The 15,945-nt window shown below is 54.8% G+C and carries 20 protein-coding genes; 7 read left to right on the top strand and 13 right to left on the bottom strand.

What is annotated here, in order from left to right:
• From rpmC to rpsJ, 10 genes are all read right to left on the bottom strand, one after another.
• Entirely contained in the window at nt 1–231 is a 231-nt protein-coding gene (rpmC, locus tag QP888_RS03195) for a 50S ribosomal protein L29 (RefSeq protein WP_018121299.1), read from the bottom strand.
• Complete coding sequence (gene rplP / locus QP888_RS03190) at nt 231–647, bottom strand: 50S ribosomal protein L16 (protein ID WP_018121300.1); 417 nt, start codon at nt 645–647, stop codon at nt 231–233. The genes rpmC and rplP overlap by 1 nt, the downstream gene beginning before the upstream one ends.
• Nucleotides 648–650: 3 nt before the next feature.
• Nucleotides 651–1,388, bottom strand: coding sequence for a 30S ribosomal protein S3 (rpsC, locus tag QP888_RS03185; protein WP_018121301.1), 738 nt, complete (start codon nt 1,386–1,388; stop codon nt 651–653).
• The gene (gene rplV, locus QP888_RS03180; protein WP_018121302.1) at nt 1,389–1,751 is read right to left on the bottom strand and encodes a 50S ribosomal protein L22; all 363 of its coding nucleotides are present in this window, start codon (nt 1,749–1,751) and stop codon (nt 1,389–1,391) included.
• Nucleotides 1,752–1,754: 3 nt separating this feature from the next.
• Nucleotides 1,755–2,030: a 30S ribosomal protein S19 gene (gene rpsS / locus QP888_RS03175; RefSeq protein WP_018121303.1), complete on the bottom strand. Its 276-nt coding sequence runs from the start codon at nt 2,028–2,030 to the stop codon at nt 1,755–1,757.
• Between the two features lie 16 nt (nt 2,031–2,046).
• Nucleotides 2,047–2,883: a 50S ribosomal protein L2 gene (rplB, locus tag QP888_RS03170; RefSeq protein WP_049148417.1), complete on the bottom strand. Its 837-nt coding sequence runs from the start codon at nt 2,881–2,883 to the stop codon at nt 2,047–2,049.
• A gap of 24 nt (nt 2,884–2,907) precedes the next feature.
• Complete coding sequence (rplW, locus tag QP888_RS03165) at nt 2,908–3,210, bottom strand: 50S ribosomal protein L23 (RefSeq protein ID WP_284812076.1); 303 nt, start codon at nt 3,208–3,210, stop codon at nt 2,908–2,910.
• A 1-nt stretch (nt 3,211) separates the two neighbouring features.
• The gene (gene rplD, locus QP888_RS03160) at nt 3,212–3,871 is read right to left on the bottom strand and encodes a 50S ribosomal protein L4 (protein WP_126844586.1); all 660 of its coding nucleotides are present in this window, start codon (nt 3,869–3,871) and stop codon (nt 3,212–3,214) included.
• Nucleotides 3,872–3,873: 2 nt separating this feature from the next.
• Nucleotides 3,874–4,524 (bottom strand): 50S ribosomal protein L3, encoded by a 651-nt coding sequence (gene rplC / locus QP888_RS03155; RefSeq protein ID WP_018121307.1) that lies wholly within the window; start codon nt 4,522–4,524, stop codon nt 3,874–3,876.
• Between the two features lie 62 nt (nt 4,525–4,586).
• The gene (gene rpsJ, locus QP888_RS03150) at nt 4,587–4,892 is read right to left on the bottom strand and encodes a 30S ribosomal protein S10 (RefSeq protein ID WP_018121308.1); all 306 of its coding nucleotides are present in this window, start codon (nt 4,890–4,892) and stop codon (nt 4,587–4,589) included.
• Nucleotides 4,893–5,612: 720 nt separating this feature from the next.
• Here rpsJ and QP888_RS03145 point away from each other — a divergent pair.
• The 7 genes from QP888_RS03145 (at nt 5,613) to QP888_RS03115 (ending at nt 10,513) form a co-directional block, all read left to right on the top strand.
• Entirely contained in the window at nt 5,613–6,089 is a 477-nt protein-coding gene (locus QP888_RS03145; RefSeq protein WP_284812075.1) for an Asp23/Gls24 family envelope stress response protein, read from the top strand.
• A gap of 2 nt (nt 6,090–6,091) precedes the next feature.
• Complete coding sequence (locus tag QP888_RS03140; protein WP_284812074.1) at nt 6,092–6,430, top strand: hypothetical protein; 339 nt, start codon at nt 6,092–6,094, stop codon at nt 6,428–6,430.
• Nucleotides 6,431–6,453: 23 nt separating this feature from the next.
• Nucleotides 6,454–6,642, top strand: coding sequence for a DUF2273 domain-containing protein (locus QP888_RS03135; RefSeq protein ID WP_284812073.1), 189 nt, complete (start codon nt 6,454–6,456; stop codon nt 6,640–6,642).
• Nucleotides 6,642–8,063 (top strand): hypothetical protein, encoded by a 1,422-nt coding sequence (locus QP888_RS03130; protein WP_284812072.1) that lies wholly within the window; start codon nt 6,642–6,644, stop codon nt 8,061–8,063. The genes QP888_RS03135 and QP888_RS03130 overlap by 1 nt, the downstream gene beginning before the upstream one ends.
• Nucleotides 8,056–8,613: an Asp23/Gls24 family envelope stress response protein gene (locus QP888_RS03125; protein ID WP_284812071.1), complete on the top strand. Its 558-nt coding sequence runs from the start codon at nt 8,056–8,058 to the stop codon at nt 8,611–8,613. Before QP888_RS03130 ends, QP888_RS03125 begins: the two co-directional genes overlap by 8 nt.
• Nucleotides 8,610–9,173 (top strand): alkaline shock response membrane anchor protein AmaP, encoded by a 564-nt coding sequence (gene amaP / locus QP888_RS03120; RefSeq protein WP_284812070.1) that lies wholly within the window; start codon nt 8,610–8,612, stop codon nt 9,171–9,173. Before QP888_RS03125 ends, amaP begins: the two co-directional genes overlap by 4 nt.
• Before the next feature lie 107 nt (nt 9,174–9,280).
• Nucleotides 9,281–10,513 (top strand): cation:proton antiporter, encoded by a 1,233-nt coding sequence (locus tag QP888_RS03115; protein ID WP_284812069.1) that lies wholly within the window; start codon nt 9,281–9,283, stop codon nt 10,511–10,513.
• 59 nt (nt 10,514–10,572) lie between these two features.
• On the opposite strand, the gene QP888_RS03110 is transcribed toward QP888_RS03115, so the two are convergent.
• From QP888_RS03110 to fusA, 3 genes are all read right to left on the bottom strand, one after another.
• A complete protein-coding gene (locus tag QP888_RS03110) occupies nt 10,573–11,754 on the bottom strand; it encodes an LppP/LprE family lipoprotein (RefSeq protein ID WP_284812068.1) in 1,182 nt (393 codons plus the stop codon).
• A gap of 289 nt (nt 11,755–12,043) precedes the next feature.
• A complete protein-coding gene (gene tuf / locus QP888_RS03105; protein WP_284812067.1) occupies nt 12,044–13,234 on the bottom strand; it encodes an elongation factor Tu in 1,191 nt (396 codons plus the stop codon).
• Nucleotides 13,235–13,677: 443 nt separating this feature from the next.
• Complete coding sequence (gene fusA / locus QP888_RS03100; protein ID WP_284812066.1) at nt 13,678–15,810, bottom strand: elongation factor G; 2,133 nt, start codon at nt 15,808–15,810, stop codon at nt 13,678–13,680.
• Between the last annotated feature and the right edge of the window lie 135 nt (nt 15,811–15,945).

Below are 15,945 nucleotides of genomic sequence, written 5' to 3'. Positions count from 1 at the left end.
TTATGCCTCAGCTCCTGGAGTCTCGGTCATACCCAACTCACGCTCACGAAGCACGGTGTAGACGCGGGCAATGTCACGCTTGACGACGCCGATGCGACGGTTGTTGGTCAGCTGACCGGTAGCCAGTTGGAAACGCAAGTTGAATAGTTCTTCCTTGGCGTCGCTCAGACGCTGCTTGAGCTCGTTATCGTCGAGCTCACGGAACTCAGATGCAGGGGTACCTGTTGCCATTAGAGCTGGTCCTCCTTCTTGATGATGCGGACCTTGCATGGCAGCTTTTGGCTGGCACGACGCAGAGCCTCAACCGCGACTGCTTCGTTCGGGTACGACATTTCGAAAAGCACGCGGCCTGGTTTGACGTTGGCTACCCACTTTTCGACAGGTCCCTTACCGGAACCCATACGTACACCGAGTGGCTTTTGCGTCAGTGGACGGTCCGGGAAGATGTTGATCCACACTTTACCTCCACGCTTGACGTGGCGGTTGATCGCAATACGTGCGGACTCAATCTGACGGTTGGTCACGTACGCAGGCTCAAGAGCCTGGATTGCGTAGTCACCGAAGTTAATGCGGTTTCCGCCTTTCGAGACACCGCTACGCTTTGGGCGGTGCTGGCGACGGAATTTCACGCGCTTAGGAATAAGCATGCTTTAGTCCTTCTTCTGCTGAGCGCGCTGGCGGCGCTGGCCACCACGGCGAGGACGACGATCGCCCCGGCCACGACGCTCGGATGGTGCGTTCAGTTCGGATTCCCGTACGCCGCCGACGACGTCGCCCTTGTAGATCCACACTTTGATGCCGATACGGCCAAAGGTGGTGTGGGCTTCGGCGGTGCCATAGTCAATTTCTGCACGCAAGGTGTGCAGAGGGACGCGACCTTCGTGGTAACGCTCAACGCGGGACATATCGGCGCCTGCCAGACGGCCGGAGCACATTACCTTGATGCCCTTGACCTGTGGCTGGCGCATCGCGGACTGGATTGCCTTGCGCATAGCGCGACGGAAGGCAACGCGGTTCACGAGCTGCTCTGCAATCGACTGGGCGACCAGGGTTGCATTGGCGTCGACTTGCTTGACCTCGAGGATGTTCAGCGCGACCATCTTACCGGTAAGCTTCTCCAGCTCACGGCGGATTCGGTCAGCTTCGGCACCACGGCGGCCAATAACAATGCCCGGACGAGCAGTGTGGATGTCTACGCGGACGCGGTCCCGAGTGCGCTCGATGACAACGTCAGCGATACCGGCACGCTCAAGTCCCTTGGACAAGAAGTTACGGATCTTGATGTCTTCGGCCACGTAGTCTGCGTAGTCTTTTTCAGCAAACCAGTGAGTATTCCAGTTAGCGGTAATACCCAAACGTAGGCCGTGTGGATGGATCTTGTTACCCATTTACTTGGCACCTTCTTCCTGGCTTTCGACTACCACAGTGATGTGGCTGGTGCGCTTGCGGATCATGAACGCACGACCCTGAGCACGCGGTTGGAAACGACGCATGGTTGGACCCTCGTTGGCATAAGCCTCGGAAACAACCAGTGTGCTTGGATTCAGGCCGAAGTTGTTTTCCGCGTTAGCGGCAGCCGAAGCAACCACCTTGGCTACTGGCTTTGCAGCAGCCTGAGGAGCGTACTTCAGAATAGCTAGGGCTTCAGATACTGACTTTCCGCGCACCAAGTCGATGACGCGACGTGCCTTCATTGGGGTTACACGCACGTACCGAGCAGTGGCGGATGCGCTGGTGATAACGTCACTCATCGCTTATCGCCTCTTCTTATCTTCTTTGACGTGACCCTTGAAGGTCTTGGTAGGTGCAAATTCACCGAGCTTGTGGCCGACCATGGAATCTTCCACGAAAACGGGAACGTGCTTGCGACCATCGTGCACCGCAAAGGTGTGCCCGATGAAGTCCGGCAAAATGGTGGAACGGCGGGACCAGGTCTTGATTACCTGCTTGGTGCCCTTTTCGTTCTGAGCGTCCACCTTGTTGAGGAGGTGCTCATCGACGAACGGGCCTTTCTTTAGGCTGCGTGGCATATCGTTTTACCTCCTCTTAGCGTTTCTTGTTCGGGCGACGACGGCGCACGATCATGTTGTTGGAATAGCGGTTCGGGTTCCGGGTGCGGCCTTCTTTCTTGCCCCATGGGGACACTGGGTGGCGACCACCGGAGGACTTACCCTCACCACCACCGTGTGGGTGGTCGATCGGGTTCATGACGACACCACGAACAGTTGGGCGAACGCCTTTCCAGCGCATACGACCAGCCTTACCCCAACGGATATTCATCTGCTCAGCGTTACCTACGGCACCGACGGTGGCGCGGCAACGGATATCGACTCGACGAATTTCCGAAGAAGGCATACGCAGAATGGCGTACTTGCCTTCCTTACCCAGCAACTGAATGGAGGAACCAGCGGAACGTGCCAGCTTGGCACCTGCGCCCGGCTTCAACTCGACAGCGTGGATGGTTGTACCGGTCGGAATGTTGCGCAACGGCAGGTTGTTACCCACCTTGATGTCGGCGTCGGGACCGGACTCAACGATGGTGTTCTGCTTCAAGCCCTTTGGAGCAATGATGTAGCGCTTTTCACCGTCGGTGTAGTGCAGCAAAGCAATGTTTGCGGTGCGGTTTGGATCGTATTCAATGTGCGCAACCTTGGCCTGGACGCCGTCTTTGTCGTTGCGACGGAAATCGATCAGACGGTAGCGACGCTTGTGGCCGCCACCAATGTGCCGAGCGGTGATGTGTCCGTGTACGTTACGACCACCGGTTTTGTGCAGTGGACGCAGAAGCGACTTTTCCGGGGTGGAACGGGTAATTTCCTGAAAGTCGGAAACGGAGCTCGCGCGGCGACCCGGAGTTGTCGGCTTGTATTTACGAATAGCCATAATTCTTCCTTACCTTCCGAAGTCTTAGGCGTTAGCGCCAAAGATATCGATGGAGTCGCTGCCCTCGCGAAGAGTTACGTAAGCGCGCTTGGTTGCCTTCCGACGACCAAAACCGGTACGGGTGCGCTTGCGCTTGCCTTCACGGTTCAGGGTGTTCACGGAAGCGACCTGCACGCCGAAGATTTCTTCAACGGCATGTTTGATCTGGTTCTTATTGGAGTCCTTGGCGACGGTGAACATGTAGGTGTTCTGCTCCATCAGACCATAGGACTTCTCGGAAACAACCGGAGCGATGATGATATCGCGTGGGTTTACGATTTTTGCCATGTTAGTTTTCCTCCCCTGCAACGGCTGCTTCTGCGCCGCGGTTAATGAAAGTATGCAGGGCTGCAGCCGAAAATACGACGTCATCGGAATTCAAAACGTCGTAGGTGTTGAGCTGCCCGGAGTCCAAAATGTGGACGTTTGGCAGGTTGTTGGCGCTGCGTTGTGCATTCAGATCTTCACGGTTGATAACCAACAGGATCTTCTTGTTCGAAGAAACGCGCTCCAGGAATGCCTTTGCCTTCTTAGTGGAAGGTTCCTGGCCTGGTACCAATTCGTCGATGACGTGGATGCGACCATTGCGTGCGCGGTCAGACAGCGCACCAAACAAAGCAGCTTTGATCATTTTCTTAGGAGTCCGCTGCGCGTAGTCACGTGGGACGGGACCGTGCACGATGCCACCGCCGGTGTAGTGCGGTGCGCGGATCGATCCCTGACGAGCACGGCCGGTGCCCTTCTGACGGAATGGCTTACGGCCACCACCACGGACTTCGCCGCGGGTCTTTACCTTGTGGGTACCGGAACGACCGGCAGCGAGCTGAGCGGTGACAACCTGGTGCATCGTGGCAACCGAGGTGTTCACATCAAAAATCTCTGCTGGCAGGTCAACGGTGCCGTTGGTGGAGCCTTCAGCGGTTTGTACATCTAGCGTGAGGTTACTCATGCTTATGCACCACCCTTCACAGCAGTCTTAACGGTGACGACGCCCTTGTTGACACCAGGGATAGCGCCCTTGATGAGCAACAGGTTGGATTCTGCGTCAATCTTTTGAATCTTGAGATTTTGGGTGGTGACGCGGTCACGACCCATGCGGCCAGCCATGCGCTTACCTTTGAAAACACGGCCTGGGGTTGCAGCGCCACCAATGCCACCGACGCGACGGTGTGCAGCTTGGTTACCGTGGGCAGCGCCCTGTCCAGCAAAGCCGTGGCGCTTCATGGCACCCGCATAGCCTTTACCCTTGGTGATACCCGTGACGTCGACGAGGTTTACGCCCTCGAAAATGTCGACGGTGACTTCCTGGCCAACCTCGTACGCGGAGGTATCGTCCATACGGATTTCCGCCACGTGGCGACGCGGGGTAACGCCAGCCTTCTTGAAGTGACCGGCCTGCGGCTTAGCAGTTTTACGTGGGTCGATCTCGCCATAGGCGATTTGGATGGCGGTGTAGCCGTCCTTTTCTTTGGTGCGGATCTGGGTGACCACGCAAGGACCAGCTTCGACGACAGTGACCGGAACGACCCGGTTGTTCTCATCGAAGACCTGAGTCATGCCGAGCTTGGTGCCCAGAATGCCCTTGATCTCTTTTTCGCTCATTATTTGTTCTCCACTGACAGTTTTAGACAGTCGTAGTTTTGTACTGAGTTTTCGCTTCGCGATTACTGAATGTTGACATCAACGCTGGCCGGAAGATCGATGCGCATCAATGCGTCAACGGTCTTTGGCGTCGGGTCGAGAATGTCGATCAAGCGCTTGTGAGTGCGCATTTCGAAGTGTTCACGCGAATCGGTGTACTTGTGTGGAGAACCGATAACGGCATAGACGTTCTTTTCAGTCGGCAGCGGCACAGGCCCAACAACACGGGCTCCGGTGCGTGTGACTGTCTCGACAATTTTCTTGGCCGAGACATCGATTGCCTCATGATCGTAGGCCTTGAGCCTAATGCGGATTTTTTGTCCCGCCACGATTATCCTCTTCCTCGCTTGCTTTCGTGCGCTTGGCAACGAAAGCTCGCTCTTCGATTTCTCTGCAACGTTGTCCGCGTCCAGGGCTAGCTGAATGCAAAGCAACGTCAGTATTCGGTCTTTTCTGACACGCACCGGGTCCGGCCAAACACGCAAATATCCTGCGTCTAGCCAAGACAGCCTCGGTGGAACCTGACTGTGTACTGCCGCTGTTTACTTGCTATGCCCCTTCTCCGGTACTACCGCTCGGGATGCCCAGTCTTTAGCGACGAACCTAGCCCGATTGGCAGTCCTTCTGTGCATTTGTTGCGACCCCTGATGTTTTGAGAGTTTTTTAGGAGCCATGCACGACGAAGGTGTCATGATTGCTTGGCCACAATGTATCTGGCTACCCAGCTATGGGTAGGCGGAATACATCCTGTCTAAGCAACCCTGCCATTTAATCACGTCACGATCCACAATTCAAGCGTTTCTAACCCCACCCCTCGCAGTGCCCCCACAGTATGATCTACATCTCTAAAACTCAACGCACAAGATGATTTTCCCGTAAGATAAAGGCAGCCAACAGATCTAGGACACACCCACGTGTGATCCATACTGCTTGGCCGATATTGAAATACCCCGGGTGTGTCAACGTTCAACGTCGAGCACACCGTGCGGCTCGTTAGCCTCCGGGGTCTCATTTTTTAACCATGAGACAGCAGAAAGGTAGGCGCCACAATGGCCGACCAAAAACAGAACCAGAACCAGTCTTCTGACAACACCCCTGCTCGCAAGGTGAACAGCAACCTGGAAACCGAGCACGGCACCACCACCATCGATGACGGTGTCGTCGGCAAGATCGCTGGCCTGGCTACCCGCGAAGTTTCGGGTGTTGCTGCCCTGGGCTCGACGTCCCAGCGTGTCATGGGTTCTATCCGTCAGACCTTCGGTTCCGAAGACGTCAAGCAGGGTGTCTCCGTTGAGGTAGAAGAAGGCACCGCTCACGTTGAGGTAGCAATTACCGCCGAATACGGCGTAGCTATCCACGAGCTTGCCGACGCTATTCGTCGCAACGTCATCTCCGCCGTAGAGCGCATGACCGGGCTGAACGTCTCTGGCGTCGACGTCATGGTGCACGACGTGAAACTGCCTGGCGATGAAGAAGAAGAGCAAGACGACGAGCAGACCGCAATCGATTCGGGCCAGGATCGCTAAGCATGGCCGCAACTCAAGCACCCCAGCTTGAGGTGGCGGATGCGCGATCCATCGCATCCAAAGTTGCAGAAGTTCACGGGGTAGCAGCGCTCCATCACGGTCGATTCGGTGAGGTTGCCCTGCTTTACCCCGGCGAACGCGTTTCTGGCCTACGCCGGGTATCTGGTGCAGGTGAACTACACATCGAGATTCACGTCATCGTTGATTTTTCAGCGGATGTCAATTTGTACGATCTCGCATCTGATATACGCGATGTTGCTCAGAAAGCCTGCTCCACCGAACTTGGTCGCGTGGACGTGATCTTTTCTGATGCCACCGATAGCTCCACATCTAACCAGTAGTAAGACTTTTGAGGACGGGTTTTATGAACAACATGAGTTACACACTGATTGGCGCACTGGTAGGCATTGGTCTTTTGCTGCTGATCTACATCACCGGCTGGTGTGCCCTCTGGGCCATTCCGTTCGGCCTGATTGGTGCTGCCATCGGCGCACACTTTGATGGTCGCATTGATCTGACACAAATTTTCTCTTCAGGTAAAGGTCGGGGCTAATGGAAAAGCAGGATAAACCTGCGGCCACCACGGAATCATTTGCGAGCTCTTCTTCCAGCACCGTCGACAAGACTGAACACACTCAGGAAGCTGAGCGCACTTCAGACTCGTCGCAGGCTGCAGGTACTACCAGTTACAAAACTCGGGTCGCTGAACACGTCGTAGAGCGTGCGATTTATAGCGTGCCGGGCACCACGGACGTTGACGGTGGTCTGCTGTCACGCAATTACCCGCGATTCGATATCCGCCTGGATCAAGAACGCCAGGTTGCCTCAGTCGACGTCGTCGTCGCTGTGGTGTGGCCTTCGCCTGCAGTACGGGTTGCCACGGAAGTACGCACTGCGATCGCAGAGGCGTTGGATATCTACATGGGGTATGAGGCAACGCGCGTTAACGTCACCATCGGTGAAGCTGTCCCATCCAAACAGCGGATTAGCCGCGACGACGTAGCAGCACGAGAAAGATTTTCCCCGCGGAACATCACTGTCCGCGAAATAAAGGTTGCCCAACCAATTATCGATTCCAAGACAGAAACTCTGCGCGAAATTTCAGTGGAAGATTCCGCACCACTCCGCGAAGTCACCACGACGCGTCGCATAGATGAGCTCACCGCGGTCGAGACTCGGGAATTGGCGGTTCGCCACAAGGTGGAGGCCCCGTCGCCGAAGCCGCTTGGTGTCATCGCCGTCGCTGAGCCAACGGAACCCGTCTCAGTGGAAATTCCAGAACCAACACCACTTCGCGAAATCCGGGTCACGGAACTTGAGACCACTCGCACCGTTAAAGTGCCGCGTGAGCGCAAGGTCACCTCTCCGACTACGCCAAAGCAACAAAAATTAGCCCCGGTACGCACTCCCGAGCAACAACCGCTGCGGGAAATCAATGTGCCAACACCAGCTGCTTTGCGGGAGATTTCTGTCGGTGAGCTTCCGGAAGTATCGGCTGCTACCCCAAAGCCGCAACCACTACGCGAAGTCACGGTGCCGGAGCCGCAGGAGCTGACGAACGTCAACACGCGCTCGTTTGAACCGCGATCAGTCTCTCTACCGGCCGAGAGAAAACTGCGCGAAGTGGTCTCACGCAAACCACGTGTCCGCAGCGTTGCTACTCCGAAACCGCGGAAACCGCGTGCGGTTGATGTGCGTCGGAAAAAACTTCGCAAGGTACAGGCTCCGCGACCACTGCCGTTGCGCGACATTGAAGTTTCCACCTTGGGGCACCCTCCTAAACCCGAGGTACCGAAGCCACGGAAGTTGCAGAAAGTGCGCACACCTATGAAGCGACAACTGCGGAAATCGTACGCGCCTGCCGATCATCCTTTCCGTTCAGTCACCGTTCCCCAACCGCAACCGTTGCGCGCGATCTATCTTAAAGATCCACGCGAAGTTGCCCGAGAGATTAGAGGTGGTTCACGTGGCTAAGGAGGCTTCGTTCAAAGGACAAGAACCAAAGGCCTCGCCGATTGCGCGTGCTTTAAGCGTTCTCCTCGGACTTTTGCTATTGGCGTTAGCTGGAGTATTGATCCGCGAAATTTGGTTTGTACTTCCGAACGACGATCAGCAGAGTTGGGTCACCCCAATCACGGATTTTTTTGGGCAAGATGAACTTCCTGAATGGATCGTCTGGGTCGGTGTAGGTTCGATCATCGTTGGCTTATTACTGCTCATCGTGACTTTCAAACCTCGACCACGCACACATCGCGCGGTAAAAAGCACGGCCGCCACCTGGATGCGCCCAGTAGACATTGCGCGCATCAGCTCCGCTACGGCACAGCAATTACCAGGTGCTCGGTCGGCTCACTCGAAGATATCGAAGAAGAAGCTTCAGGTCGTTATTGAAGGCGACGTGAATGATTCTTCGTTGCCACAGCGCGCGGAGGAAGCTATCAGTAGAAAGCTTGCTTTTTTGCAGAACCCGCCTGCTATCGATGTCAGCGTCGAAAATGAACACTCCCAGGAGGGCGTATCATGAGCAAACTGACCGCTTTCATCGATCGGTTCATCTTCTTCCTCATCTCGATTGGCCTAATCGTATTTGGCCTGTGGCCGGTACTGGTGCACTTTGATGTGCAATTTGCCAAAGACCTAGCGCTCTGGAGAGATCCGGAAGCGTGGAAGACGCTCCCTGAACAGGATTGGTACGAATACCTCCTCTGGGGTGTGCTGGCGGGATCGATCATTATCGGATTGTGGTTGATCATTATCAACCTTCGCCGTCGGACGTTTTCCCGACTGGGATCCTCAGCTTCCGATGAAGATGGCGAAATCACACTGCACATTGGGCATATCGCCAAAGCGATGACAGCTCAATTAGAGACTGATTCCGATATCTCATCGGCTAAACACAAAGTCTCTATTGACCGAAAACGTCCAACCCTTGAGTTCACTATTACCGCGCGACCCGAGGCGGATTTATCGAAACTCAACGACATGATTGAGACGAGCGAAGACGACTTGCGAGATGCAATCGATGACGTAGATATCGACACCGTATACCGGTTGCATATGAACAAAGTCGAACCAGCCGTTTAGCTAGAGTCACCGCACCTCTACGGCCAAATTGAATCCGCGTGGAAGGGAATTTTACCCACACGCGGTTTTCTTATGTCCTGCTCGCGATTATGCGTAGTCTATAGATCATGGACGGCACCGGAGCGCACGCAACTGACACCATTATTCTCACAGCTGGAGCCACAGAATATACTGATGCGCTGGTTTCCTTTGCATGGATCATGGCTGCAGCATTACTTGCTCCACTGGTAGCGTTTGTGTTTAAAAATCGAATTCCCGCCGTTGCACTGCTGCTGGTATTCGGCATGATTATCGGACCTTCTGTACTTGATCTGGCTGCCGAAGAAGAAGGCATCGGCATGCTCAAAGAGCTAGGCGTTGGTGCGTTGTTCTTGCTCGCAGGCTTCGAAATCAACCTGCAGTCTCTGCGCTCAAAGCAGGCGAAGATCGGATTATCGACTTGGCTTGTTTGCGCGGTTGCCTGTGGCGTCGGGGCATACTTCTTAGTTGATACTATCCCGGGTGCGATCGTCGTCGCGCTCGCTCTCACATCGACGGCGCTAGGCACGCTAACTCCGATGCTCAAGCAAGACAACGTAACCGGCACGAAGGTCGGTGATGCGGTGTTGATTCACGGCGCAATAGGTGAACTGGCTCCTATTACGGCAATGGCGCTCTTGCTGGGAACTCATGACACCTGGACGACTTTTCTAGTCATGGTGGCGTTCATCGGCGTTGCCGTCTTGGTAGCCATTGCGCCCGCAGCAATTATTCACGCGATTCCGGGCGTCGGGCGGGCATTTGTTTCTGGTGCAGGATCGACAAACCAGACGATTTTGCGGCTAATCATCTTGATCTTGGCGACGCTGATGGCTGTCACTGCAGTGTTCGAACTCGATATTGTACTGGGTGCATTCGCCGCTGGAATTATTCTCAACCGGATTATCCCGGATGAATTTCATAAGCCACTAGAACACCGGTTAGACGTGGTTTTTTATTCTATGTTAATCCCAGTGTTTTTCGTGGTTTCGGGGATGGCTATCAATTGGCAGACCATCGCCGATAATCCGGGCAAAGTATTGGGAATTCCTGCCCTCATTTTGGTCACGCGCGGGCTTCCCGTATACCTGCGGGAAGTGTTCACAGACACCGGCTCAGGCATTACAAAGCCACGTGAACAACTGCAAGTTGGGTTATATTCGGCGACCGGACTTCCTATCATCGTCGCAGTTACCGGACTTGCAGTCGATTCCGAGCTCATGCAGCGACAGACCGCATCTATCTTCGTTGCCGGAGGTGCGCTCACTGTCGCACTATTCCCTTTCTTAGCTAGTCTCATCGGTGAAAAGAAAAGGCAGTAGGCAGGGGGCCGACTTCTGCCCCAAAACAGCAAGGCCATGCGGTCAAACCACTCAACGAATTAATACGTCGGAACATCTCCCGTCATAATGACCTTGCCCTCAGTATCGGACCAATAAAAGCCAGCATAGGTTCGGCCAGATGGATTCGCGTTTCCTTCACCCTCACGAGGCCATCGATAAGTGACTGCGATCTCAGAATCGCTGACATCCTCAATTCTTGGCGCAAATGCTTGAGGCTCTAGGGTCGCAGTCCCTTTGTACGTGCCATAGTGATAAAGCATGATGTGGTACGGAGAAGACGCAGTCGCACCTTCAACTGTGGTAGTTATCCACGACAAAGGCAGGCAGGGATCATAGCCATCAGATGCGAAAGTCCACGAGGCTCCCAGATTCTTGTCACTGAAGACTCCCGTCTCAAAAGCCGTCATTGCGTCGTCCTGCCCGCAATGCGCGCCAGTCGACGATTGCGGCTTTGAGGATTTTTGCACGGGCTGCTCTTCGTTCGACTCAGCGTTATCGATGGCCCGCTCGGTTGTAAGTTCCTGTTCGGCTACTTGAGCTTCATCCGTAGGGGATTCAACACTTGATGATTGCTTTGCCTGATCCTCGGTAGTGGCTTCGGCAACGTTGTCGCCTCCACCATGAGATTGATCCGCAGAAATCGCCGCCCAGGAGATACCGCCGGCCACTGCGGCCGCGGCTACCACCACAGCGCCGATGATGAGCGGCATGCCTTTCTTTCTACTGGATCCGGTAGACGCGGCTGGTGCGGCAGCAAAAGCCGATTCTTCGATCGTCGAATAGTCAGATGGCGGCGCATGGAACTGCGCATCATTGTGTGGATGGAACCCTTGTGCTGCTGGGCGGTTAGCAGTTGAAATTGGCGGGAACGATGTCGTCTCCGGGAATACTTGCTGCGTTTTCCGCGGTGAAAGATTCTCAGCCCCAAAATATTCCGCACCATTGGAGGACGATTTCTTGTCTTGTTTCTCCCAACCATAGCTCGTTCGGTTTCGCTCGGCAGGTTGTTGTGGGGACTGCGAACCGGAGCCGTTGGACGATTCGTCGCCCGTTCCGGAGTTGTCGACATTCGCTGCTGGGGATTGGCCCCATTGATGAGACTTGTCACCAGCGATATCTTCACTTTGCGAACGCCCCGCATCGGCTGCAGAGCTATCCGACTTTTTCTGGCCCCAATCATAGTGGCGTGGTGATCTTCCCCAGGAATTGCTGTCAGACACCGGGTGAACTCCTTAGCTACAACGTGAAAGAAACGAAAAGCGCGCGATGTTACCGAGTATAGGCTATCAACATACCCAAATAAGGCGAGGTGGGGACATTTCCCCGTCGAAATGGGATCATGCGGGAGTTAATCGGAGGCTCTCCCCAACTAATCTGCCCCCGGGTTGGCATTAACGGATGCCTGGCAGTACAGACACGAAAAAGCCACCACCGTAAAATCGGTGGTGGCTTCTAGAGTTGCTGAGAACGCCGCAACGCGCTGACGTCAGCAGCGGTTAAGATCCTGAATTAGTCGAGGATCTTGTTAACAACGCCGGCGCCAACGGTACGGGAGCCTTCGCGAATAGCGAAACGCAGGCCCTCGTCCATAGCGACTGGCTGAATCAGTTCGACGGACATGTCGACGTTGTCGCCTGGCATGACCATCTCGGTGCCCTCAGGCAGGGAGACAACACCGGTAACGTCGGTGGTGCGGAAGTAGAACTGAGGACGGTAGTTGTCGAAGAATGGGGTGTGGCGGCCACCTTCGTCCTTGGACAGAACGTAGACGGAACCCTCGAACTTCTTGTGGGTGGTGTATGCACCGGGTGCAACGATAACCTGACCACGCTCGACCTCTTCGCGCTTGGTACCACGAAGCAGCAGACCAGCGTTGTCGCCAGCTTCGGTGTAGTCCAGCATCTTGCGGAACATCTCGATACCGGTGATGGTGGTCTTCTGGGTCTTGTCCTTGATGCCGATGATCTCGACTTCTTCGTTGACCTTCAGGGAGCCACGCTCAACACGACCGGTAACAACGGTACCGCGACCGGTAATGGTGAAGATGTCCTCGATAGGCATCAGGAATGGCTTGTCGGTTGCGCGGTCTGGATCTGGGATCGACTCGTCGCAGGCATCCATCAAGTCAACGATGGCCTGAACCCACTTCTCCTCGCCTTCCAAGGCGCCAACAGCGGAGATGTGAACGATTGGAGCTTCTTCGTCGAACTCCTGGTCAGCCAGGAGCTCACGGATTTCCATCTCGACGAGCTCGAGGATTTCCTCATCGTCAACCATGTCGCACTTGTTCAGAGCGACCAGGATATAAGGAACGCCAACCTGGCGTGCCAGCAGAACGTGCTCACGAGTCTGTGGCATTGGGCCGTCGGTAGCTGCAACAACCAAGATAGCGCCGTCCATCTGAGCGGCACCGGTAATCATGTTCTTGATGTAGTCAGCGTGACCAGGGGCGTCCACGTGCGCGTAGTGGCGCTTAGGAGTGGAGTACTCCACGTGGGAGATGTTGATGGTAATACCGCGCTCCTTCTCCTCAGGAGCCTTGTCGATCATGTCGAACGCGAATGCCTGGTTTTCTTCAGGGTACTTGTCCGACAGAACCTTGGTGATAGCTGCGGTGGTGGTGGTCTTGCCGTGGTCGACGTGTCCGATAGTGCCGATGTTCACATGCGGCTTCGTACGCTCGAACTTCTCCTTTGCCACTGTATGTCCTCCTGGACTTTATCGGTGGCTACGACCTTCGCAGCCACGGGGTTTATCTCTTTTGCCTACTAAGTTACCTGCGTTTTCGCCACAGGCTTGTGGCAGGCGACGTCTTACAGGTATGCCCGTTACCTGATCCTAGAATTATGGCACTGATATATCAAACCGTTGTTACTAATACACGGCTTTCTTATCACCATAGCATTCAGATCATGGGCCTTCGGGTAACGGCCGACTCAATCCACGCAAACGGGCTAATCAAAGCCCGCGCTTTCATAGTTGCCCAAACAGGGATTCTTTAGAAGCGTATTCGCTGTGAATTCAGCACGGCCGCAACCCGATGATCCGGAGGCCTCCGCACGGGGAAGATGTAAGTGCAGCACGATCCTACCGTGAACCGAGGCCACCCGGGGCGGGGATGTTAAATCCCCTGGTTGATCGACTTAGTTAGCCGAACCACCGGTGCGTGCGGCGATGACTTCTTCAGCCACGGACTGCGGAACTTCACCATAGGAATCGAAGACCATGGTGTAGTTTGCACGACCCTGGGTGCGGGAACGCAAGTCGCCGACGTAACCGAACATGGAAGACAGTGGAACGCGAGCCTTGACGACCTTGGCGCCTGAACGGTCATCCATCGATTCAACCTGTCCACGGCGAGCATTGATGTCACCGATGACGTCACCCATAAATTCCTCTGGGGTAACAACTTCGACAGCCATCAGAGGCTCCAGCAGGACTGGCTTAGCCTTGGCGACAGCTTCCTTAAGAACCTGGGAACCAGCCAGTTTGAAGGCCATTTCGGACGAGTCAACGTCGTGGTATGCGCCGTCTTCCAGCGTCGCCTTGATGTTCACCAATGGATAACCGGCAAGGTAGCCGTACTGCATTGCGTCCTGAATACCAGCATCGACGGAAGGAATGTACTCCTTCGGAATACGGCCACCGGTGACCGCGTTTTCGAACTTGTACAGTGCGCTCTCGCCCTCTTCCAGCTCGCTCTCGTCTGGAGCGTAAGGCTCGATGGAAACGATCACCTTAGCGAACTGACCGGAACCACCAGTCTGCTTCTTGTGGGTGTAATCCAGGGAGGCAACAGATTTACGGATGGTCTCGCGATAGGCAACCTGTGGGTTACCGATGTTTGCCTCGACCTTGAACTCGCGCTTCATGCGGTCAACCAAAACGTCGAGGTGTAGCTCACCCATACCACCGATAACGGTCTGGCCGGATTCTTCGTCCAACTTCACGGTGAAGGTTGGGTCTTCGTCGGCAAGACGCTGGATAGCGGTGGACAGCTTCTCCTGGTCGGCCTTGGTCTTAGGCTCAATGGCAACCTGGATAACCGGGTCTGGGAAGTCCATGGACTCGAGGATGATGGGATCTTCCTTCGAGCAAATGGTGTCACCGGTGGTGATGTCCTTCAGACCGATGATCGCGTAAATATTACCTGCCAGTGCTTCGTCAACAGGGTTTTCCTTGTTGGCGTGCATCTGGAAGATCTTACCGATGCGCTGCTTCTTGTTCTTGGTCGAGTTCAGGACTTCGTTGCCTGGTTCGACGCGGCCGGAGTACACGCGAACAAAGGTCAATTGACCGAAGAATGGGTGCGCAGCAATCTTGAATGCCAGGCCGGAGAATGGCTCTTCCGACGATGGCTTACGACGCATCTCGACTTCTTCGTTGCCCATCTCGTGACCGATAACTTCGCCGACGTCCATTGGGTTCGGCAGGAAGTCGATAACAGCATCGAGCAGTGGCTGGACACCCTTGTTGCGGTAAGCGGTACCACAGTAAACAGGGTAAATCTCAGAATTAACGACCAGCTTACGGATCTGGGCCTTCAATTCATCGATGGAGATTTCTTCGCCACCGAAGTATTTTTCCATGAGCGTTTCATCGGTCTCAGCGACAGCCTCGACCAACTTCTCACGGTATTCTTCAGCCTTGTCCTTCATGTCCTCAGGGATGTCTACCAGCTGAGGTTCTGCTCCAACCTCGACCTTGCCAGGCCACAAGTAGGCCTTCATCTGCAGCAAGTCGACAACGCCGTCGAAATCATCTTCAACGCCGATTGGCAGCTGCATAACGAGTGGCTTAGCACCCAGTCGGTCGATGATGGTTTGCACGGTGTAGTAGAAGTCCGCACCGAGCTTATCCATCTTGTTCACGAAGCAAATACGTGGAACGTCGTACTTCGCGGCCTGACGCCAGACCTGTTCGGACTGCGGTTCAACGCCTTCCTTGCCGTCGAAAACGGCTACGGCGCCGTCCAGAACACGCAGGGAGCGCTCAACCTCAACGGTGAAGTCCACGTGACCTGGCGTGTCAATGATGTTGACCTGGTTGCCATTCCAGAAACAGGTAACAGCTGCGGAAGTAATGGTGATTCCGCGCTCTTTTTCCTGCTCCATCCAGTCAGTGGTCGAACCACCGTCGTGGGTTTCACCAACCTTGCGGTTAATACCGGTGTAGTACAAAATACGCTCGGTAGTGGTGGTTTTACCAGCATCGATGTGGGCCATGATGCCGATATTGCGAACCTTGTTTAGATCCTTAAGCACTTCTTGTGCCACAGTTTTACCCCATCAAAATAGTTGTTGCTGTAAATTCCCGCGTGCAAATCGCGTTACTTGCGATAATGCCACGAAAAGCTTTATTTGGCAGCCAGCTACTGCTCATCGGGACTATTCGTCGTGTTTTAACAACGG

The organism is Corynebacterium sp. MSK297 (assembly GCF_030232885.1).
Lineage (GTDB): Bacteria > Actinomycetota > Actinomycetes > Mycobacteriales > Mycobacteriaceae > Corynebacterium.
The sequence above is the reverse complement of the archived record's forward strand: the minus strand, read 5'-3'. Positions and strand labels throughout refer to the sequence as shown.